The 20,341-nt window shown below is 71.1% G+C and carries 21 protein-coding genes; 15 read left to right on the top strand and 6 right to left on the bottom strand.

Going from position 1 to position 20,341, the window contains the following annotated elements:
* Positions 1 to 13 precede the first annotated feature (13 nt).
* The 8 genes from DSM26151_RS14855 to DSM26151_RS14820 all read left to right on the top strand — a co-directional run bounded on the left by DSM26151_RS14855 (position 14) and on the right by DSM26151_RS14820 (position 5,813).
* Complete coding sequence (locus DSM26151_RS14855) at positions 14 to 661, top strand: YrhK family protein (protein ID WP_234660295.1); 648 nt, start codon at positions 14 to 16, stop codon at positions 659 to 661.
* 213 nt (positions 662 to 874) lie between these two features.
* Complete coding sequence (rpmB, locus tag DSM26151_RS14850) at positions 875 to 1,111, top strand: 50S ribosomal protein L28 (RefSeq protein WP_234660294.1); 237 nt, start codon at positions 875 to 877, stop codon at positions 1,109 to 1,111.
* Positions 1,111 to 1,278 (top strand): 50S ribosomal protein L33, encoded by a 168-nt coding sequence (rpmG, locus tag DSM26151_RS14845; RefSeq protein ID WP_021760158.1) that lies wholly within the window; start codon positions 1,111 to 1,113, stop codon positions 1,276 to 1,278. Before rpmB ends, rpmG begins: the two co-directional genes overlap by 1 nt.
* 3 nt (positions 1,279 to 1,281) lie before the next feature.
* A complete protein-coding gene (rpsN, locus tag DSM26151_RS14840; protein WP_234660293.1) occupies positions 1,282 to 1,587 on the top strand; it encodes a 30S ribosomal protein S14 in 306 nt (101 codons plus the stop codon).
* A gap of 163 nt (positions 1,588 to 1,750) precedes the next feature.
* The gene (locus DSM26151_RS14835; RefSeq protein ID WP_407651045.1) at positions 1,751 to 2,857 is read left to right on the top strand and encodes a fatty acid desaturase family protein; all 1,107 of its coding nucleotides are present in this window, start codon (positions 1,751 to 1,753) and stop codon (positions 2,855 to 2,857) included.
* Between the two features lie 119 nt (positions 2,858 to 2,976).
* Entirely contained in the window at positions 2,977 to 3,183 is a 207-nt protein-coding gene (locus DSM26151_RS14830; RefSeq protein WP_234660291.1) for a cold-shock protein, read from the top strand.
* A 234-nt stretch (positions 3,184 to 3,417) separates the two neighbouring features.
* Complete coding sequence (locus tag DSM26151_RS14825; RefSeq protein WP_234660290.1) at positions 3,418 to 3,705, top strand: HU family DNA-binding protein; 288 nt, start codon at positions 3,418 to 3,420, stop codon at positions 3,703 to 3,705.
* 107 nt (positions 3,706 to 3,812) lie between these two features.
* Positions 3,813 to 5,813 carry a cytochrome c oxidase assembly protein gene (locus DSM26151_RS14820; protein ID WP_234660289.1) on the top strand — a complete coding sequence of 667 codons (2,001 nt, stop codon included), beginning with the start codon at positions 3,813 to 3,815 and terminating at the stop codon, positions 5,811 to 5,813.
* A gap of 100 nt (positions 5,814 to 5,913) precedes the next feature.
* Here the strand turns inward: DSM26151_RS14820 and DSM26151_RS14815 are convergent, their stop codons facing one another.
* Positions 5,914 to 6,963, bottom strand: a complete 1,050-nt coding sequence (locus DSM26151_RS14815; RefSeq protein WP_234660288.1) for a hypothetical protein — start codon at positions 6,961 to 6,963, stop codon at positions 5,914 to 5,916.
* Positions 6,964 to 7,133: 170 nt separating this feature from the next.
* Between DSM26151_RS14815 and DSM26151_RS14810 the strand changes: the two genes are divergently transcribed.
* Positions 7,134 to 8,489: an ATP-dependent DNA helicase gene (locus DSM26151_RS14810; protein WP_234660287.1), complete on the top strand. Its 1,356-nt coding sequence runs from the start codon at positions 7,134 to 7,136 to the stop codon at positions 8,487 to 8,489.
* Here DSM26151_RS14810 and DSM26151_RS14805 read toward each other — a convergent pair.
* Both DSM26151_RS14805 and DSM26151_RS14800 read right to left on the bottom strand, forming a co-directional pair.
* Entirely contained in the window at positions 8,483 to 9,007 is a 525-nt protein-coding gene (locus tag DSM26151_RS14805) for a hypothetical protein (RefSeq protein WP_234660286.1), read from the bottom strand. The two genes, DSM26151_RS14810 and DSM26151_RS14805, sit on opposite strands and share 7 nt — an antisense overlap.
* A gap of 10 nt (positions 9,008 to 9,017) precedes the next feature.
* On the bottom strand, positions 9,018 to 9,425 hold the full coding sequence (locus DSM26151_RS14800; protein WP_234660285.1) for a DUF4383 domain-containing protein: 408 nt from the start codon (positions 9,423 to 9,425) through the stop codon (positions 9,018 to 9,020).
* Between the two features lie 228 nt (positions 9,426 to 9,653).
* Here DSM26151_RS14800 and DSM26151_RS14795 point away from each other — a divergent pair, with 228 nt between their 5' ends.
* The 6 genes from DSM26151_RS14795 (at position 9,654) to DSM26151_RS14770 (ending at position 16,891) form a co-directional block, all read left to right on the top strand.
* Positions 9,654 to 10,961, top strand: coding sequence for a serine hydrolase domain-containing protein (locus DSM26151_RS14795; protein WP_234660284.1), 1,308 nt, complete (start codon positions 9,654 to 9,656; stop codon positions 10,959 to 10,961).
* 84 nt (positions 10,962 to 11,045) lie between these two features.
* Positions 11,046 to 11,885, top strand: a complete 840-nt coding sequence (locus DSM26151_RS14790; RefSeq protein ID WP_234660283.1) for a class II glutamine amidotransferase — start codon at positions 11,046 to 11,048, stop codon at positions 11,883 to 11,885.
* Entirely contained in the window at positions 11,860 to 13,572 is a 1,713-nt protein-coding gene (locus DSM26151_RS14785; RefSeq protein WP_234660282.1) for an MFS transporter, read from the top strand. The genes DSM26151_RS14790 and DSM26151_RS14785 overlap by 26 nt, the downstream gene beginning before the upstream one ends.
* Positions 13,572 to 15,077 (top strand): DUF2252 domain-containing protein, encoded by a 1,506-nt coding sequence (locus tag DSM26151_RS14780; protein ID WP_234660281.1) that lies wholly within the window; start codon positions 13,572 to 13,574, stop codon positions 15,075 to 15,077. The genes DSM26151_RS14785 and DSM26151_RS14780 overlap by 1 nt, the downstream gene beginning before the upstream one ends.
* A 45-nt stretch (positions 15,078 to 15,122) precedes the next feature.
* On the top strand, positions 15,123 to 16,727 hold the full coding sequence (locus tag DSM26151_RS14775) for a sodium-dependent transporter (RefSeq protein ID WP_234660280.1): 1,605 nt from the start codon (positions 15,123 to 15,125) through the stop codon (positions 16,725 to 16,727).
* Positions 16,724 to 16,891, top strand: coding sequence for a MetS family NSS transporter small subunit (locus DSM26151_RS14770; protein WP_234660279.1), 168 nt, complete (start codon positions 16,724 to 16,726; stop codon positions 16,889 to 16,891). Before DSM26151_RS14775 ends, DSM26151_RS14770 begins: the two co-directional genes overlap by 4 nt.
* A gap of 30 nt (positions 16,892 to 16,921) precedes the next feature.
* Here DSM26151_RS14770 and DSM26151_RS14765 read toward each other — a convergent pair whose 3' ends face one another.
* The 3 genes from DSM26151_RS14765 to DSM26151_RS14755 are packed head-to-tail and all read right to left on the bottom strand — an operon-like array spanning position 16,922 to position 20,279.
* A complete protein-coding gene (locus tag DSM26151_RS14765; RefSeq protein WP_234660278.1) occupies positions 16,922 to 18,271 on the bottom strand; it encodes a dipeptidase in 1,350 nt (449 codons plus the stop codon).
* On the bottom strand, positions 18,268 to 18,720 hold the full coding sequence (locus DSM26151_RS14760) for a hypothetical protein (protein WP_234660277.1): 453 nt from the start codon (positions 18,718 to 18,720) through the stop codon (positions 18,268 to 18,270). Before DSM26151_RS14760 ends, DSM26151_RS14765 begins: the two co-directional genes overlap by 4 nt.
* A complete protein-coding gene (locus DSM26151_RS14755) occupies positions 18,717 to 20,279 on the bottom strand; it encodes an APC family permease (RefSeq protein WP_234660276.1) in 1,563 nt (520 codons plus the stop codon). The genes DSM26151_RS14760 and DSM26151_RS14755 overlap by 4 nt, the downstream gene beginning before the upstream one ends.
* Positions 20,280 to 20,341 lie beyond the last annotated feature (62 nt).

Raw genomic sequence — 20,341 nt, 5'->3', positions numbered from 1 at the left:
GCAGGGAGGCGACGTGGTCGAGACCACCCGCCGGGAGGTGCCGACGGTGCGACGCCTGCGCCGCGAGGCGTGGGGATTCATCGCCGGCTCCCTCTGCTTCATCGTCGGCGCGGTCCCGAACTACGCGGAGTGGGCGGGCCCCGTCGGGGTCGGCGTCACGTTCTTCGTCGGTTCGATCTTCTTCACGCTCGCCGCGTTGATCCAGTTGGGCCTCAGCGGCCGCCACCTGCCGCGGCGCGGCGTCTCGCGCGCGGACCGCAACGACTGGTGGGCGTCGGCCGTCCAGTTCGCCGGCACCCTCTTCTTCAACTGGAGCACACTGGTCGCGCTGCTCGGCGCGATCGCCGAACCGACCCGGATGGGCGTCGGCTGGCGCCCGGACGCGTTCGGCTCGATCGCGTTCCTGGTCTCGAGCGCGCTGGCCATGGCCGCGACCCACGAGCGGGGCGAGCTCTGGGACACGGATGCGCGCACCTGGCACGGCACCTGGCTGAACATGGTCGGCTCGGTGCTCTTCGGCCTCTCGGCGATCGGGGCGTACGTGCTGCCCGACACGGGCACGTACGTGAACCTGCTCTGGGCGAACCTCGGCACGCTCCTCGGCGGGGTCTGCTTCCTGGTCGCGGCGCTGCTGTCGCGCCGCACGATCCCGAAGGGCTGAGCGAGCGGATGCCGCGTGCCGCGCGTGTCGCGGCATCCGCCTGATTTCGGCCGCCACCGGCCGGTCTGGTAAGATCGACGTTTGGCTGGGCGCTTCCACCGCCCGGACCGTGGACGAATCCCCTGTATCTCCCGCTCGCGCGGAGGGGATCCGCCTGCAGACAAGAGACCTTGGGAGGGGCCGTCCGGCCCCTCGGTATTGGAGGAAAGACCAATGGCAGCAGTGTGCCAGGTGACCGGAGCCGTCCCCGGCTTCGGACACAACATCTCGCACTCGCACCGCCGGACGAAGCGCCGCTTCGACCCGAACGTGCAGAAGAAGACCTACTACGTGCCGTCGCTTCGCCGTAAGGTCACCCTGAACGTGTCCGCCAAGGGCATCAAGGTGATCGACGCCCGTGGCATCGAGGCCGTCATCAAGGACATCCAGGCTCGTGGGGTGAAGCTCTAATGGCGAAGCAGCAGGACATCCGTCCGATCATCAAGCTCCGTTCGACGGCCGGCACCGGGTACACCTACGTGACCCGCAAGAACCGTCGCAACAACCCCGACCGTCTCGTGCTCAAGAAGTACGACCCCGTGGTGCGCAAGCACGTCGACTTCCGAGAGGAGCGCTAAGACATGGCCAAGAAGAGCAAGATCGCGCGCAACGAGCAGCGCAAGGTGGTCGTCGACCGCTACGCCGCGAAGCGCGCCGAGCTGAAGAAGACCCTCGTCGACCCGAACGCGACCGACGATGCCCGTGAGGCCGCCCGCGTCGGCCTGCAGAAGCTGCCCCGCAACGCCTCGCCGGTGCGCGTGCGCTCGCGCGACGCCATCGACGGCCGCCCCCGTGGCGTGCTCACGAAGTTCGGCGTCTCGCGCGTCCGCTTCCGTGACATGGCGCACCGCGGCGAGCTGCCCGGCATCACCAAGTCGAGCTGGTAGGCGTTCACCCGCTTCGAAGGGGCGTCCCGCATCGCGGGGCGCCCCTTCGCTCGTCCGGTACACAGTCTTCGTCCATGACGATGGTGTACTGTTCAGCAATCTGCAGTGGGCGTTCGCCCGCGTGACCCGGCTGGGAAGTCGACGACCGGCTGGAAAGCACCGCATCACCTCACATACCCTCTCCCAGGTACCACCGAACAGCGGATACCGGGCGACGAAGCCCCGAAGCGACCGCACCGACGTCACCGGCAGCTACACCGCGGTCGCGCGCGTCATCCGCGAGACGGGACTGCTCAACCGGACCCCCGTCTTCTACCTCGTCCTGATCATCGGGCTCACCCTCGCGCTCGCCGGGGCCATCACCGGATTCATCCTGCTCGGCGACTCGTGGTACCAGCTGCTCATCGCGGCCGCCTTCGGGATCATCCTCACCCAGTTCGCCTTCATCGCGCACGAGGCCTCGCATCGCGCGGTCTTCGCCTCCGGGCCGGCGAACGACCGCGTCGGGCGCCTGCTCGCCAACATCGTCGGCATCAGCTACGCGTGGTGGATGACCAAGCACACCCGCCACCACGCCAACCCGAACCGGCTCGGCAAGGATCCCGACATCGAGTTCGACACGATCTCGTTCGTCGAGGCGGATGCCGCCCGGCAGCGGGGCGTGATGGCGTTCATCACTCGCCGCCAGGGCTGGCTCTTCTTCCCGCTGCTCACGCTCGAGGGCGTGAACCTCCACGTCCGGTCGGTCGGATCGCTCTTCGAGCGCCGTCCCATCCGCGGGCGCTGGATCGAGCTCGGCTCGATCGCGCTCAGGTTCGCGATCGTGCTCACCGCCGTCTTCTGGGTCCTCCCGCTCGGCATGGCGTTCGCCTTCCTCGGCGTGCAGCTCGCGGTGTTCGGCGTCTACATGGGCGCCTCGTTCGCGCCCAACCACAAGGGCATGCCGATCGTCCCGGCCGATGCGAAGCTCGACTTCCTCTCGAAGCAGGTCCTCACCTCGCGCAACATCACCGGCGGGTGGTGGGCGACCGCCCTCTACGGCGGCCTCAACCACCAGGTCGAGCACCACCTGTTCCCGTCGATGCCGCGGCCGCACCTCGCGCGGGCGCGCGAGATCGTCCGCGAGCACTGCCGGACGGCGGGCGTTCCGTACACCGAGGCCACGATGGCGCAGTCCTACGCCATCGTCGTCCGCTACCTCAATCGCGTCGGCCTCGCCGCACGCGATCCATTCGACTGCCCTATCGCTGGGCAGCTCCGTCGGCGATGATGTAAGCACGTCGACCACAGACGCCGGGCGTGGAGTACGCGCCCGGACCCGCACGGCCATACGGCCGCGCAGCCACCGCCGAATCGGGCGGTGGCACGAACACAGAAGGAAAACACAGCATGGCAACCGGAACCGTCAAGTGGTTCAACTCGGAAAAGGGCTTCGGCTTCATCGCTCCGGACGACGGCAGCGCCGACGTCTTCGCGCACTTCAGCGCCATCCAGGGCGGTGGCTACCGCTCCCTGGAGGAGAACCAGAAGGTCGAGTTCGAGACCGAACGCGGCCCGAAGGGTCTTCAGGCAGCGAACATCCAGGTGATCGGCTAGTCCGAACGCCCGGCACGCGGCATCCGCTTCTCGCCCCGATCGGGGCAGGGGCGGGTGCCGCGTCGTGCGTTCGGGACCGCGAACCGCCGGAGAAAGCCCGGAAATCCGCGTGATTCCGCGGGATTCTGCTACATTCGAGGCGGCCTGAACGGCCACGGGGGAGATCGTCACGATCGATACCCGTGTTTCCACACGACAGCTGTACCAACAGCGAACGTCCGAGGAGGACATTCCATGGCTGACAAGTCGCTCAACAAGTCGGAGCTCGTTGCCAAGATCGCTGCGGCGACGGGCCAGAGCCAGACGTCCGTCGACGCCGTGCTCAACGGCTTCTTCGACACCCTCGCCGAGTCCGTCGGCTCGGGCACCAAGGTGTCGATCCCGGGCTGGCTCGCCGTCGAGCGCACGCACCGCGCCGCCCGCACGGGCCGCAACCCGCAGACCGGCGAGACCATCCAGATCGCCGCCGGCAACTCGGTCAAGGTCACCGCGGGCTCGAAGCTCAAGGCCGCCGCGAAGTAGTCGGCGGCGTCGCACGACGCACCCGAGACTCCCGAAGGGGCGCCCGGTCCATCCGGTGCGCCCCTTCGTCGTGCCCACAGCCCAGCGGACTCGCCTAGGCTCGTACGGTGACTCGTTCCGCCCGCGTGTTCGGCCCCGCCGCTCTCGTCGCCGTGGCCCTCATCGCGACCACCGTCGGACTCGCGTACGGCGGGGGAGCGGACCCGTACCCGATCCAGGATCCGGGCCCGGTCGCGCGCTGGGGCGTGCCCGTCGCGAAGCTCTTCGTGAACCTCGGCGCCGCGGGCATGATCGGCGCCCTCGTGCTCGCCGTGTGGGCGCTCAGCCCGAAGCGGCGCGAGTTCGGGCTCGCACTCGACGTGGCCGCGGCATCCGCCGCCGTCATGGCCGTCGCGAGCGCCGCGACCACGGTGCTCACCTTCTCGCTGGTCACGGGTGCGGAGTTCTCCTTCACCGACCGGTTCGGCCAGCAGCTCGGCCAGTTCGTCACCGCCATCGAACTCGGGCAGGCGTGGCTCGCGACGACGCTCATCGCGGCAGCCGTGACCGTCCTCGCGTTCGCGGTCCGCAACCACACCGCGCTCGTCTTCGTGACCGCGCTGGCCCTCGTGGCACTCCTGCCGATGGCGCAGCAGGGCCATGCCGCCGGGTCGTCCGGCCACACCGAGGCCGTCGTCGCGCTCGGGCTGCACCTCGCGCTCGCCGCCGCATGGCTCGGCGGACTCATCACGATCGTCCTGCTGAAGCCCGCGCTCGGCGGCGACCGCCTGGTCGTCGTCCTCGGCCGGTACTCGACGGTGGCGCTCATCGCGTTCGTCGTCGTCGCGATCTCGGGGTACGCGAGCGCCGCGCTGCGCATCGGCACCCTCGACCAGCTGGTCTCCCCGTACGGGGTGCTCGTGGTCTTGAAGGTCGCCGCGCTCATCGCGCTCGGACTCTTCGGCGCCGTGCAACGGCGCTTCATGATCGGGCGGATGGCGAAGCTCACCGCCCGCCCGGGCGCGACGGGCACGCAGTCGGCTACCCGCACGTTCTGGCTCCTCGTCGTCGTCGAGCTCGCGTTCATGGGTCTCGCGTCGGGTGTCGCCGCGGCGCTCGCCCGGACCGCCACGCCCGTGACCGAGGACACGTCCGGCGGGCTGGCCCGGACCCCGGCCGAGATCCTCACCGGCGAGCCCCTGCCGCCGTGGCCGGACGGCTGGAGCTACCTCACCGAGTGGCGTCCCGACCTGCTGTGGCTGCTCGCGTGCGGGTTCGGCATCTTCTTCTACGTCGCCGGAGCCGTCCGGCTCCGGCGACGCGGCGACCGCTGGCCGATCTACCGCACCGTGCTGTGGGTCGCAGGCCTCGTGCTGCTCGCGTGGGTCACGAGCGGCGGAGTCGCGGTCTACGAGCAGTACCTGTTCTCGGCGCACATGCTCGGGCACATGATGCTCACCATGGCGGTGCCAGTGCTGCTCGTCCCGGGTGCGCCCGTGACCCTCGCAGCCCGGGCCATCCACCCCCGCAAGGACGGCAGCCGCGGCGGGCGCGAGTGGATCCTGCTCGCCGTCCACTCCCGGTTCGCCGGCGTCATCGCCAACCCGATCGTCGCGGCCGTGCTGTTCGCCGGTTCGCTCTGGGTGTTCTACTACTCCGGGCTGTTCCGCTGGTCGATGGAGGACCACGTCATCGGCCACCAGTGGATGGTCGTGCACTTCCTGATCACGGGGTACCTGTTCGTGCAGTCGCTGATCGGCATCGACCCGGTGCCGTACCGGCTCCCGTATCCGTTCCGGCTGCTGCTCCTGCTCGGCACGATGGCCTTCCACGCGTTCTTCGGCCTGGCGATCATGGTGGGCACGGGCCTCATGCTCGCCGACTGGTACGGCGCGATGGGGTGGGGCATCGACGCGCTCGCCGACCAGCAGGTCGGCGGCGGCATCGCCTGGTCGATCGGCGAGATCCCGACCGTCGCACTGGCGATCGCGGTCGCGGTGCAGTGGTCGCGGTCGGATGCGAAGGAGAGCAGGCGGCGCGACCGGCACGCCGACCGAACGGGGGAGGCCGAGCTCGAGGCCTACAACGCCCGGCTCGCGGCGCTCGCCGATCGCGACGGCGCGCGCTGAGCCCGCCGCGCTGGAATCCCCTTCTGGCGTGGGAACCCCATCAGGTGCGGGTTCCGTGGCCGGAACCGGATTCCGACGCGAGGTGGACCGGCGGGCGCGCTCAGCGCAGCTGGATCGAGATCGAACCGTCGGGGCGCACGGTGGCGTCGAGCGCGAGCATGAATCCCTCGTCCTGCTCGAGCGTCGAGTACGTGCCGTCGAACAGGGACTGGATCTCGACCGAGATGTGCGCCACCCCCGGGGTGGGCGGCATCTCGAACGCGGAGTCGCCCGGAACGAGGGTGACCTCGGGCGACTCCGCGATGGTCCACACGGGCTCGCCCACGACGCGGTCGTCGATCGTGACGCCGAACGGGCACCCGGCCGGCTGGAGCACCGGCTGCGATGCGCACTGGTCTTCGAGGTACTCGTCGACGTTCGTCTGCACGCGCTCGACGAACGCCGCCGTGGGCAGCGCGTCGACGGTGGCCTCGACGACCGCGCCCGGCTCGGCGAGCACCTGCGAGGGCACGGCCTCGAGCAGGGTCGACGTGTAGCCGAACTCGTACGCGGCGGGTGCGACCGCGAGGTACGGCGCGGTCTGCGTGAACGCCGCGAGTTCGTCGCCCGACTTCGTGGCGCGCGTGTCGAGGGTGAGGGCGCCCACCGTGAACAGCGGGTTGTGCGCCGCGGTGACGTGGACGACGGCCAGCGGACTGGTCGCGAACTCCCACCGGTGGAGCACCCCGTAGAGCGGCTCGATGGGGTTCACCTCGAACGCGGTCTGGGCGATCGAGGTGTCGAGTCGGTAGCTCACGGTCACGGTGTGGGACCCGTCGGGGTGGGCCACGTCGGAGATCACCCGCACGTCCTCCGGGCCGGACTCGACGACACCCGCCCGCAGCATCGCCCTCGACGTGTCCTCCGGGAGCCCGGCCGCCGCGAGATGGCCCTCGTCGAGTTCGACGCCGGGCGTGGTCATCGCGGTGAGGATGTCGTCGTTCGCGACCGCCTCGAGGTAGCGCTCGACGAACGCGGGCGCACCGTACAGGCTCTGGTTCAGGCCGCCCAGCGCGGCGAGGAACGCACCGATCAGCAGCACGGTCAGGCCCGACCACCCCGCGATCGCGGCCGGCGACAGGCGACCCTCGCGTCGCACGGTGCTGCTCACCCGGCCAAGTCTAGACAGCACCCGTCGAGCCCCCGGCTTCTCCACAGGGGTGCCGTCGGCATCGACGGATGCCGCGTGCCCGGCACGCACGGAGGACACGCGGTCTACAGTGAAGACGCCCGCGCCGCGGCATCCGCCCCCGACCGACCACGACCCACGAAGGCCGACCGTTGCAGCACGTCACCCTGACCGCCGAACAGGAGGCGGTGTTCCGGGCGATCGAGCACACGCGCGAGCACGTGTTCGTCACGGGCCGCGCCGGGACGGGCAAGTCGACGCTGCTGAACCACCTCAACTGGAACACGGGCAAGCAGATCGCGATCTGCGCGCCGACCGGCGTGGCCGCGCTGAACGTCGGCGGCCAGACCATCCACTCCCTCTTCCGGCTCCCGATCGGGGTCATCGCCGATCGCGAGATCGAGCAGAACGACGCCGTGCGCAAGATCCTGAACGCGATGGACACGCTCGTGGTCGACGAGGTGTCGATGGTCGACGCCGACCTGATGGACGCGATGGATCGCTCGCTCCGGCAGGCGCGCCAGCGGCCGCACGAGCCGTTCGGCGGCGTGCAGGTCGTGCTGTTCGGCGATCCGTACCAGCTCGCGCCGGTTCCGGGGTCGGGCGACGAACGGCGCTACTTCGCCGACACGTATCGCTCGATGTGGTTCTTCGACGCGAAGGTCTGGGACGAGGCGGACCTGCGGATCTTCGAGCTCGGCGAGGTGCACCGCCAGCACGACGACGCGTTCAAGCACATGCTGAACGCGGTCCGCCACGGCATGGTGACGGCCGAGATCGCGGGCGTGCTGAACGACACCGGCGCGCGACGGCCCGTGCCCGAGCACGGTGCGATCACGCTCGCCACCACGAACCAGACCGTGAACCGCATCAACCGGGCCGCGCTGCACCGCCTGCCCGGGCACTCGCTCACGAACGAGGCCGAGGTCGTCGGCGAGTTCGGCGGTCGCGGCTACCCGGCCGACGAACGGCTCGAGCTCAAGGTCGGGGCGCAGGTCATGTTCCTGCGCAACGACACGGGCACGTGGGGCGAGGGGCCGCGCTGGGTCAACGGCACCATCGGCACGGTGACCTCGCTCGATCGCGAGCTGCGCGTCGAGGTCGACGGCGAGGAGCACGAGGTCGAGCCGGCGACCTGGGAGAAGTTCCGCTACTCGTGGGACCAGCGGGCGAAGAAGCTCGAGCGCGAGGTCGTGGCCGAGTTCACCCAGTTCCCGCTGCGCCTGGCCTGGGCCGTGACCATCCACAAGTCGCAGGGCGCGAGCTACGACACGGCGATCGTCGACCTCGGGCCGCGGGTGTTCAGCCCCGGCCAGACGTACGTCGCGCTGTCGCGGCTCACGAGCCTCGACGGGCTGTACCTCGCGCGGCCGCTCGCTCCGCGCGACATCATCGTCGACCGCGACGTGGAGCGGTTCATGTCGCGCGCGGAGCGAGAGGCCGGAGCGGCGATCGCGGAGGAGACGGCCGGTGCGTCATCGCCCGACGCGCCCGGCCGCGGTCAGTGAGCGTGCCCGCCCGGGGCCGAGTCGCCGTGCTCGCCGTGCGGTACCGCCGAGCGGCCCGCCTCGGTCGCCGCGAGCGCGGGCGTCGCGAGCGCGGCGACGAGGATCGCGCCGACGGCCAGGCCCGCGAGACTGCGGGCCGCACCCCGTTCCGGTACGGCCCTCCGCCTCCTGCGCGATCCACCGAAGCGCACCGCGTGGGCGGCTGCCGCCGCGATGACGGCGAGGAACACGACGAGCACGGCGACCGGGAGGCCCGGGACCGTGCGCAGGGCGCCGACGGATGCCGCGACCCCCGTCGCGGCGATGAGCAGCGCCGTGATCGCGAGGGTCGCGCGCGGCGCGACCACCCGCCCCCGGTGCAGCGCGCGGACGCCCCAGCCGAGCGCGGCGATGCCGAGCCCGGCCAGGACGATCCGCGGCGCACCCCCGGCACCGGCTGCGAGTGCCGCGAGCACGAGGCCCGCGCCGAGCGCGGCGAGCATGGGCCACGTCCGCGTCATCGTCGCCGGTGCGTGCATGGTCGGCCCCCTATGCCGTCGCCATGCGCGTCGAGCGCTCGGCACCCACGCCGACCCCCAGCAGCACGATCGCGCTCGCGAGGTGCAGGAAGTGGTCGGGGGTGTTCAGCGCGAGGATGTTCGCGGGCGTGCCCGCGATGAAGAAGCCGATGACGCCGAGCAGCAGGTAGGCCGCGCCGACGACCGTGTTCACGATGCGCGCCGCGGCGGCGTTGGCGAGTCCGGCGATGAGCAGCGCCGCACCGATGGCGAGGTGGGCGATGTTGTGCAGCGGGTTGACGGCGAAGACGCCGAGCAGCAGCCCGCCCTCCGTTGCGATGAAGCCGACGCCGCCGGTCACGGCGAAGCCGAGCAGGCCGACGAGCAGGTAGACCGCACCGAAGACGGTCGCGACGATCCGGTTGGGTGAGTTCTTCATGGCGATGCCTCCTTGTCGTGGCGCGGCGTGCGCCGTGCTGGTTGGGGTTCGACGCACCCCGGCATGCGGATTGGATCGGAGGCAGTCCGTCGTTCGGGGGACACTGCTTCGGATTCGGCGACCCGGCTCCGCCGATGATGCGGAGCGCACCGCTCCGGCTCAGCCCGGCCGGGTTACAATCGCACCGGACACACGGCGGGGGGCACGGTGACTGGAGGAACAGGGCGGATGCGCCGTCGACTGGTCGTCGCGACCGTCGCCGCTGCCTGCGCCCTGGTCGGCCTGGCCGGGTGCACCAGCGCGGGCAGCCCCGCCGTCGACCACGGCCAGGTCGAGGGGCGCCTGGACTCCGAGGTCGCCGAGCGACTCGACGCGGCCCTGGCCGACGCGGTCCGCCTGAGCGGTTCGAGCGGCGCGGTGGCCGGGGTCTGGGTGCCCTGGTCGGGGACCTGGACCACGGGTGCCGGAACGGTCGACTTCGGCGACGGAGCGACCGAGGCCACCGCGAGCACCGGCTTCCAACTGGCGGCCGGGACGGGGCAGGTCACCTGCGCGATCATGCTGGGAATGGTCGACCGCGGCGACCTCCGCCTCGACGAGCCGGTCTCCGCCCTCGTCCGGGGCATCCCCGGGCTCGAGGGCGTGACGGTCGAGCAGCTCTGCCGCCACGATTCGGGCATCGCCGACTACTACGGCCCGTTGCGCCGGTTCTTCGTCGGCAACCCCGAGCGGGTCTGGCCGGCGGGCGAACTCGTGGCGAGCGGACTCGCGGCCGACGAGCACGGCGAACCGGGCACGACGTGGGCCGAGTCGGGCACGGGCATCCTGCTGCTCGCGATGGGACTCGAGCAGCACAGCGGGCGCTCCTGGGCCGACCTGGCCGAGGAGTACGTGTTCGGACCGCTCGAGCTGGAGGACACCGTCATCCCCGCCGAGAACCGGTTCGGATACGACGGCGCGCTCGGCGGGTACGCGGCCGGATACGACGCCGAAGGCGCGCGGAGCTGCGAGGTGCTCGTCGACGTCTCGGAGCGGTCGAGCTCGATCGGCGGCACCGACTCCGGCGCGCGGACGACGCTCGCCGACGCGAAGGCCATCGTCGAGGCGTACGCCGCCGGATCGCTGTTCACCGAGGCGACCGCCCGGAAGGTGTGGACGCTCGAGCCGTTCGGCGGCGAGGCGCCCGGTTGGCAGTCGCAGGGGATCGGCGCGCAACAGTACGGGCCGTTGCGCGGGGTCGCCGGGGAGTCCGTCGGAGCGCTCAGCGCGATGTACTCGGACCCGGCGTCCGGCCTGACCGTCGTCGTGGCGCTGAACAACTCGACCTCTGGGGAGGCGTTCGTGCGCGAGGCGGCGTTCGCCCTGGCATCCATCGCCTCGAAGGCCCCCGCGGTCGAGGATCGCGAGCGGCCCCTGGTCGAGCTGCCCTGGTCGTTCGACCAGGCCGTGCAGCGGATGACCGAGACCGCCGCGTGCCCGCCGCCGGCCGAGGCCGGCGAGGATGCCGCCGAGGAGGCACCCGCGACCGAGGGGTGACCTTCGGCCCTGCGACGGCCTGCACCCGCGGGCAGACTCGCGCTGTGAGGTCGCGACGTGCGCCGCGACCGGGGGAGGGCGCGCATGTGCCGGTGGTTGGCGTACTCGGGGGAGCCGCTCCGCACCTCCGCGGTGATCCTCGACGCGAAGCATTCGCTCGTCGCCCAGTCGCTCGATTCGCCCCTCGGCGCGGAGACGGTCAACGGCGACGGCTTCGGCATCGGCTGGTACCCGGTCGGGTCGGAGGCCGGCACGCATCCGGCCGTGTTCCACAGCATCGAGCCGGCGTGGAACGACGACAACGTGCGCGAGCTCACGCGGGCGGTCGAGAGCCCGCTGTTCTTCAGCCACGTGCGTGCCGCCGCCGGGCCGCCGATCCAGCGCACGAACTGCCATCCGTTCCGGTGGGAGAACTGGCTGTTCATGCACAACGGCTTCCTCGCCGAGTTCTCGAAGGTCGCGCGCGACCTGGCGTTCGCGATCGACCCGTCCCTGTACCCGCACGTGCGCGGCACCACCGATTCCGAGGTGCTCTTCCACCTCGCGATCACGTTCGGGCTCGCCGACGACCCCGTCGGGGCGCTCACGGCGGCCGTCGACCACGTCGAGCGCGTCGGCCGCGAGCACGGCATCCTCTTCCCCGTCCAGGGCACGATCGCCGTCGCCGACGGTGCGACCATCTGGGCGCTGAGGTACTCCTCGCAGGGCGAGTCGCGGACGCTGTTCCACTCGGTCGACGTCCCGACGCTGCGACGCATGTACCCGGACGCCGATCGACTCACCGAGTTCGGCGATACCGCGCACGTCGTCGTGTCCGAACCCCTCAACGACCTGCCCGGCGTCTTCGTGGAGGTGCCCGAGGCGACCATCGCCGTCCTCGACCGAGAGGGGTACCACCATGAGCCCTTCCGAACCGCAGCCTGAAGCGGATGCCGCGGCCGTGCCGCCGCTGCCCGAGGCATCCGCTCGGAACGGGGGCTGGGTCGTCGTCACCGCGCTCGCCGCGGCGCAGTTCGTCATGGTGCTCGACAGCACGGTGATGAACGTGTCGATCTCGCAGGTCGTCGAGGACCTGGGCACGACGGTGTCGGCCATGCAGGCCGCGATCACGTTCTACACGCTCACGATGGCCGCGCTGATGCTCGTCGGCGCGAAGCTCGGTGACCTCTGGGGGCGGCTGCGGGCGTTCGTGATCGGGGCGATCGTGTACGCGCTCGGGTCGCTGACGACTGCGCTCGCGCCGAACATCGTCGTGCTGTTCGCGGGCTGGTCGGTCGTGGAGGGCATGGGCGCGGTGCTGGTCATCCCGGCGATCGCGGCGCTCATCGCCGACAACTACGAGGGGCGTGCGCGGGTGACCGCGTACGCGATGATCGGTGCGGCATCCGGTGCCGCGGTCGCCGCGGGCCCGCTCATCGGCGGGTTCCTGACGACGTACGCGTCGTGGCGGTACGTGTTCATCGGCGAGGTCGTCGTCATGGCGATCGTCGTGCTGTTCTCGCGACGCATCGTCGACCGCCACCGGCCGGAGGCGTTGCGGATCGACCCGCTCAGCGTGGTGCTCTCCTCGCTGGGCCTGGTCGGCGTCGTGTTCGGCATGCTGCAGAGCAAGACGTGGGGGTGGATCACGCCGCTGCAGGTGCCCGAGATCGCGGGCGTCGAGGTCGCGCCGCTCGGCGTGTCGCTCACGGCGTGGCTGATCCTGCTCGGCGCCGCCCTGCTGGCGTGGTTCGCGATCCGGCAGCGACGACTCGCCGACTCCGGTCGCACGCCGTTCCTCGACATCCGGCTGCTGCACATCCACCGGCTGCGCAGCGGCCTGACCTCGCTCGGCGCGCAGTACGCCGTCACCGCGGGGCTCTTCTTCATGGTGCCCGTCTACCTGCAGATGACGCTCGGGCTCGACGCGTTGCAGACGGGGCTGCGGATCTTCCCGCTGTCGATCTCGCTCATCCTGTTCTCGTTCGCCGGAACCCGGCTCTCCCGGGTCTGGTCGCCGCGCCGGATCGTGCGGGTGGGCCAGGTCGTGCTGGTCGCGGCATCCGTCCTGCTGCTGGCATCGGTCGACGCGGAGCTGCGTCAGGTGGCCTTCAGCATCGGCATGTTCGTCGCCGGAGCCGCACTCGGGCTGCTCGCCTCGCAGCTCGGCGACGTCAACATGTCGAGCGTGGGACCCGAGAAGTCGAGCGAGGTCGGGGGCATGCAGGGCGTGTTCCAGAACCTCGGCTCCTCGCTCGGGACCGCGCTCATCGGCTCGATGCTGATCAGCGCCCTGGCGACGTCGTTCGCCGGTGCGGTCGCGCGGAGCGACCTGCCGGACGACGTGAAGGGCACGGTTTCGGCGGCGACCGCCGACGGCGTCGAACTCGTTCCCGCTTCGACCGTCGTCGGGATCGGCGAGGATGCGGGCCTGTCCGAGGCCGATGCGACGACGCTGCAGGAGACGTACTCATCGGCGCAGGTGCAGGCGCTGCGGGCCGCGTTCGTGGGGCTGATCGCGATCGCGCTGCTCGCGCTGCTGCTCTCCCGCGGGATCCCCGACCGGCCGTCGGGTGCACCGCCGGGCAGCCGCCGCGAGCGCCCCGGCGGCACGGGTTCCGGGGAGGCATGATGACCGGGCCGGTCGGCTTCGACGGCGCGGCGGTGCCCGCCGAGCCGATGTCCGAAGCGGATGCCACCGGCATCGGCGAACTCGCGCCCCGTGACGACTTCGCAGCGCGCGCCCGAGCGGGCCGTGCCGCGCGTGCCCGCGCGCCCCGCAGGTCGCACGCCGGGTGGACGCCGCCGCCCGGCCGGGGCGACCCGATCGCGCTGCTCGAGGAGCAGGCCCGCACCCGCGTGCCCGAACTCGTCCCGCTCCGGTACGAGCGGATGGCGCGCACGCCGTTCGACTTCTACCGCGGGGCCGCCCTCATCATGGCGGCCGACCTCGCCGAGACCCCGGTCTCGGGCATCACGACGCAGATCTGCGGTGACGCGCACCTGTCGAACTTCGGGGTGTTCGCGTCGGTCGAACGCGACCTCGTGTTCGACATCAACGACTTCGACGAGACCCTCCCGGGCCCGTGGGAGTGGGATGTCGAGCGGCTCGCGGCGAGCTTCGAGGTCGCCGCCCGCCATCGGGGGATCGGCGGCGCCGAACGCGAGCGTGTCGTCCTCACCGTCGTCCGCGCGTACCGCGAGCGGATGCGCAGCGCGGCGCGTGCCGGGGTCATGGAGGCCTGGTACGACCGGCTCGACGCCGACCAGATCCGGGATCGGCTCCAGCGCGAGCTCGAGGCGAATCGGGTCGGCAAGGGCCAGGTGGCGCGCACGGACGCCATGCTCGACCGGTCGCGTGCGCGCGACAGCGTGCGGGCGTTCTCCAAGCTCGTCGGGGTCGACGCCGACGGGCGGATGCGGATCACCGCCGACCCCCCGCTCATCGTGCCCGTCGAGGACCTCGACGAGGTCGGGGCCGACGCCGAGGAGATCGAGCGCATCATGCGCCGCATCCTGCAGCAGTACCGGTCGACGCTGCGGCTGCCGCGGCATCCGATCTCCGAGTTCGAGTACGTCCACATGGCGCGCAAGGTCGTCGGCGTCGGCAGCGTCGGCACGCGCGCGTGGGTCGTGCTGCTCCGCGGCCGCGACGACGGCGACCCGTTGCTGCTGCAGGCGAAGCAGGCCGAGGCGTCGGTGCTCGAGCGCTTCCTCGGGCCGAGCCGGTACGAGCAGCACGGCGAGCGGGTCGTGCAGGGCCAGCGGCTCATGCAGTCCTCGAGCGACCTGTTCCTCGGGTGGCAGCGGATCGTCGCGCAGGACGGCGTCGTGCGCGACTTCTACCTGCGCCAACTGCACGACTGGAAGGGCTCGGCCGACATCGAACGGATGCGCCCGCGCGGGCTCGTGCTGTACGCGGAGGCGTGCGGGCAGACCCTCGCCCGCGCGCACGCGCGCGCCGGCGACCGGGTCGCGATCGCCGAGTACCTCGGCGCGTCCGACCGGTTCGATCGGGCCGTCGCGGCGTTCGCGGCCGACTACGCCGACCAGAACGATCGAGACTTCGCCGAGTTCACGCGAGCCCTGGCATCCGGTCGCCTCGGGCCGCGCGGGGTTGGTACGGTGCAGGAGTGAGCCGAGGCGATGGCGCCGCGGCACGACGAGGAGGGCCGGGGGGCGATGTCGACATCCGCAGGTGAGCACGTGGCGGGCGCGCAACCGCGCGAGCAGTGGACGGGTCAGGTCGGGTTCATCCTCGCCGCGATCGGATCGGCGGTCGGGCTCGGCAACATCTGGCGCTTCCCGGGCGTGGCCTACGAGAACGGCGGCGGGGCGTTCCTCATCCCCTACCTCGTCGCACTCGTCACAGCCGGCATCCCGATCCTGTTCCTCGACTACGCGATCGGGCACCGGTTCCGCGGGTCCGCGCCGACCGCGTTCCGGCGGCTCGGCGGCGGCCGGATGAAGTGGCTCGAGAGCCTCGGCTGGTTCCAGGTGATGATCTGCTTCGTCATCGCGCTCTACTACACGGTGGTCATCGCGTGGGCCGCGAGCTACTTCGTGTTCTCCTTCGACCTGCGCTGGGGCGACGACACGGCCGGGTTCCTCGTCGGCGACTACCTCCAGGTGAGCGACCCCGGGCTGTCGTTCACGTTCGTCCCGGCCGTGCTGATCCCGCTCGTGCTGATCTGGGTCGCGGTCATCGTCGTGCTCGCCTTCGGCGTCGCGCGCGGCGTGCAGCGCATCAACGTGATCTTCCTGCCGCTGCTGGTGGTCGCATTCGCCGCCCTCGTCATCCGCTCGCTGTTCCTCGACGGCGCCGCCGACGGCCTGAACGCGCTGTTCACGCCGGACTTCGCCGCGCTCGCCGACCCGAACGTGTGGATCGCTGCCTACAGCCAGATCTTCTTCTCGCTCTCGATCGCGTTCGGCATCATGATCACCTACGCGTCGTACCGCAGGCGGCGATCGAACCTCACCACGCCGGGGCTCGTCGTCGCGTTCGCGAACTCGTCGTTCGAGATCCTCGCCGGCATCGGGGTGTTCGCGACGCTCGGCTTCTTCGCCTTCCAGCAGGGTGTGGACGTCGCCGAACTCGAGGGGCTCACGGGCGTCGGCCTCTCGTTCATCACGTTCCCCGCGATCGTGTCGCAGATGCCGGGCGGGCCGATCTTCGGCATCCTCTTCTTCGGGTCGCTCGCGATGGCCGGATTCACCTCGCTGCTGTCGGTGCTGCAGGTGGTCTCGGCCGGCTTCCAGGAGAAGTTCGGGCTCTCGCCGCGCCAGGCGGCGATCCGCGTGGGCCTGGTCGCGATGGTGCTCTCGGTGCTGCTGTTCTCGACCACGACCGGGCTCATCGCGCTCGACACCGTCGACAACTGGGCGAACAACATCGGCATCGTGGCATCCGCTGTGCTCGCGGGGGTCTTCGCGTTCTGGGTGCTGCGCAAGGGCAGCGAGCTGCGCTCCCACCTGAACGCCGTGTCGACCTTCCGCGTCGGCGGGATCTGGACGGTGCTCGCCGGCGTCCTCGCGCCGATCGTGCTCGGCTACATGCTCGTCTCGCGCATCGTGACGCTCATCGTCGACGGCTACGAGGGGTACCCGTCGTGGTACCTCGCGCTCATGGGCTGGGGCACCGTGCTCGTGTTCGTGCTCGCGGCGTTCGTGCTCACCGCGATCCGATGGCGCCGGAGCCCTGACGGATTCCGGCCGTGGCCGGCGCTGCCCGAGGGCGGTTCCCGCGCCGATGCCGGCGCCTCGACGGAAGGGGGACGGTCGTGACCGCCACCGCAGTGTTCTTCCTCGTCCTCGCGGTCGCGCTCGTGTGGGGCGGGCTCATCGCGAGCGTGGTGGGCCTCAGCCGCCGCCCAGGGCGGCTCGACTTCCCGCCGGGCGGAGAGGACGACCACCGCGAAGACGTCGCGCCCGTCGAGCGCGACACCTGACCGGTCGGTTGCACGCGGGCGCCGGCGCGCTCAGCGCGCGGTCGCGTACGCCCGCAGGAACAGCGCCTCCGCGACCGCGAGCCGCTCGATCTCGCGCGGATCGACGCTCTCGTTGGGTGCGTGGATGAGCGCGAGCGGTTCCTCGACCCCCATCAGGATGATCTCGGCGCCGGGGTAGGTGTCTGCGAACACGTTGCACAGCGGGATCGAGCCGCCCTGGCCGAGCGTCGTCATCGGCGTGCCGAACGCCTGCTCCATCGCCGCGCTCATCGTCCGGAACGCGGGGCCGTCGATCGAGGCGCGGAAGGGGGCTCCCACCGCCTCGGTCTCGACCTCGACGTGCGCATTCCACGGGGTCGCGGCCCGCAGGTGCGCGACGAGGGCGTCGTGTGCGGCCGTCGGGTCGGTGCCGGGCGGGATCCGCAGGTTGAGGCGTGCCGCGGCCGCGGGCACGATCGCGGCCGTCGAGCCGACGACGGGCGGGCAGTCGATGCCGAGCACGGTGACCGCGGGGCGGGCCCACAGTTCGTCGGCCACCGACCCGTCGCCGAGCAGGTCGACGCCGTCGAGCACCCCGGCGTCGCCGCGGAACTGCGCGGTGTCGTACGGTTCGCCGGTCCAGGAACGGCTCCGGTCGAGGCCCGTGATCGTCGTGCTCCCGTCGGGTGCGCGGAGCGTGGCGAGGATCGCGATGAGCGCAGCGAGCGCGTCCGGTGCCGGCCCGCCGAACATGCCCGAGTGCACCTCCGACGCGAGGGTCCGCACCCGGACGACGACGTTGGCCATCCCGCGCAGCGAGACCGTCGCGGCGGGCCGGCCGACCGCCGCGTTCCCGGTGTCGCACACGAGGATCGCGTCGGCGCGGAGCACGTCGGGGTGCGCCTCGACGAAACGCTCGAGCCCGCCCGTGCCCTGCTCCTCGGAGCCCTCGACCACGAGCTTCAGGTTCACGGGGACCTCGTCCGCCAGTGCGCGGAGTGCGAGCAGGTGCATGAGGATGTTGCCCTTGCAGTCCGCCGCCCCGCGTCCGGCCCAGCGGCCGTCGACGTCGGTGAGTTCGAACGGCGGCGTCCTCCACGCGGACTCGTCGAGCGGCGGCTGCACGTCGTAGTGGGCGTAGAGCAGCACGGTCGGCGCGTCGTCGTCGCCGCACGGGCGGGCGCCGACGACCGCGTCGCTTCCGTCGGGCGTGCGCTCGAGGCGGGCGTCGGCGAAGCCGAGGTCGGCGAAGCGCCCGCGAACCCACTCGGCGGCCCTCGCGCACTCCTCCGGCGGGAACTGGCGGGGGTCGGCGACCGAGCGGAGCGCGACGAGCTCGGCGAGTTCGCCGCGAGCCGCAGGCATCATCGCGCGGATGCGCTCCGGGATCGCCTCGCTCACGATGCGTTCCCGTCGTCGGCGGTCTCGAGGCCGTCGATGAATCGCTGGAACTCCTCCGCCTCGTCGGGACAGTAGGTCTGAATCACCAGCAGCTCGCCCTGGAGCAGCCGGTTGTCGGCGATCGTCGGGCGCTGACCCGGTCCGCCCGCGCCGTTGCCGAGCGCCCCGAGCAGGAGCGCCCGGGTGAGGGCGTCGTTCGGGTCGGCGCACACGAATCCGCCGTCCTCGCCGAGGAGGTCGGCGACCTGCTGCGGCGAGAACGACACGTCGACGCCCGCGTCCTCGAGGGACTGGATGAACTCCTCGGCCTTCTGCTCGGCGCGGGCGCCCTGGCGGGCCGTCACGAAGGAGAGCAGTGCGATCGCGGCCAGGACGACCAGCACCACGACGGTGATGACGTAGATCACCGAACGCTCTCGCGTGCCCTGGTTCTCGGTGTCCGTGCTCATGAGGGGTTCGCCTCCGATCCGTCGGCCTCGGCCGCGGGCGGCGGCCCCGAGGCATCCGCTTCACCGGGCATCTTCCACGACGGCTTGCGCAACTTGTAGAACAGGAACGGCACGAGCAGCCCGAGCCCGAGGGCGCCGCCCGCGACGATCGCGAAGTAGACCAGGGGGCTGCCGCCGCTGAACTGCGAGGGCGGGATGAACCCGACCAGCAGTGCGGCGAGCGAGGCGGCGAACCCCATGCCGGCGAGCCCGATGAGCATCGGCGCTCGGTAGCCGCGCGGGTGGTCGGGGTGCGTCCTCCGCAGCCGGATGGCCGCCACGAACATCAGCAGGTACATGATCAGGTACACCTGCGTGGTGATCACCGAGAAGATCCAGTAGGCGCTCGACACGTTCGGGATGAGCGCGTACCCGAGGGCGATGATCGAGGTGACGACGCCCTGGGTCACGAGCAGGTTCTGCTGCACGCCGTTCTTGTTGAGCTTCTGCAGGAACGGCGGGAGGTAGCCCTCCTCGCGCGAGATCAGCAGCAGGCCCTTCGACGGCCCGGCGAGCCAGGTGAGCATGCCGCCGAGGGATGCCGCGACCAGCATGATGCCCACGATGGGCGTGAGCCACGACACCGAGAAGGCGGCGAAGACGGCGTCGAACGCCTGCATGACCCCGGCCGTGAGCGAGAGCTGCTCGGCCGGCACCACCCAGCTGATCGCGAGCGCCGGGAGGATGAAGATGACCAGCACGAGCCCCATGGCCAGGAACATCGCCTTCGGGTACTCGCGCGCGGGGTTCTTCAGCGACGACACGTGCACCGCGTTCATCTCCATGCCGCTGTACGACAGGAAGTTGTTGACGATGAGCACGAGGCTCGCCAGGCCCGCCCACTGGGGGAGCAGGTTGTCCGCCGTCATCGGCGCCGCCGACGGGTTGCCCTGGCCGAGGAACACCGCGCCGAGCAGTACGAGCACGGCGCCCGGGATGAGCGTGCCGATGATGAGCCCGCCGCTGGCGAGGCCGGCGACGCCCTTGGTCCCGCGCGAGGAGATGAAGACGCCCGACCAGTAGCAGACCATGATCACCAGTGCCGTCCAGACGCCGCTCGAGGCGAGGTTCGGGTTGATGACGTACGCGAGCGTCGCTGCGACGAAACCGAGCAGGCTCGGGTAGTAGAAGATCGTCATCGCGAACTGGCACCAGACGGCGAGGAAGCCCATGGGTTTCGAGATGCCGGTGGACACCCACTTGTAGACGCCGCCCTCCCAGCCGGATGCGAGTTCCGCGGCGACGAGCGAGGTCGGCAGCAGGAACACGATCGCGGGGACGAGGTACAGGAAGATCGCGGCGAGCCCGTAGATCGCCATGGTCGGCGCCGGCCGGAGGCTCGCCACCGAGCTCGTGGTCATCAGGGCCAGCGCGATCCACGAGATCCACATGGTGCCGGGTACGGCCTTGGCCCTGGACATCGCGGCATTCCGCGGCCGCTCCGCTGCGGCATCCGCTGCGCTCATCGACGCACCCCCCGGTTCGAGTCGATTCGGGCCGTCGTCCGTCGTCCGTCCCATGGGGAATGTAGCGACGCGCCGGGGCCGGGTTCGGGACCAAAGGCCGATCCGAAGCGGATGCC

It is taken from the genome of Agromyces marinus, assembly GCF_021442325.1.
GTDB lineage: Bacteria > Actinomycetota > Actinomycetes > Actinomycetales > Microbacteriaceae > Agromyces > Agromyces marinus.
The sequence above is the reverse complement of the archived record's forward strand: the minus strand, read 5'-3'. Positions and strand labels throughout refer to the sequence as shown.